Annotated in this window: 1 rRNA gene; it reads right to left on the bottom strand. The window is 46.9% G+C overall.

The window, feature by feature from the left end:
• Positions 1-140: ribosomal RNA gene (locus KI210_RS08600) — 16S ribosomal RNA — on the bottom strand; the annotation flags it as partial.
• Positions 141-307 lie beyond the last annotated feature (167 nt).

Below are 307 nucleotides of genomic sequence, written 5' to 3'. Positions count from 1 at the left end.
CCCACGTGTTACTCACCCATCCGCCGCTCGCTTGTATCTTTGTCCATTCCGAAGAACTTCTAAAGGCAAGCTCGCTCGACTTGCATGTATTAGGCACGCCGCCAGCGTTCGTCCTGAGCCAGGATCAAACTCTCATTTTTATCATGACGTTTGAATGATTGCTCATTCCTTTATTGCTTGCGAATTGACTTCGCTCTTTGCTTGGGTTATCTCTAACCCGCACACTTTGCGATTTCTTGTTCAGTTTTCAAGGTACTACCTCGCTGCTCCCTCTCGAGCAGCAACGTTTTATATCTTACTAGCTGTT

Origin of the sequence: Lactobacillus corticis (assembly GCF_018327645.1) — a bacterium.
GTDB lineage: Bacteria > Bacillota > Bacilli > Lactobacillales > Lactobacillaceae > Lactobacillus > Lactobacillus corticis.
This window is presented reverse-complemented; position numbering and strand designations above follow the sequence as displayed.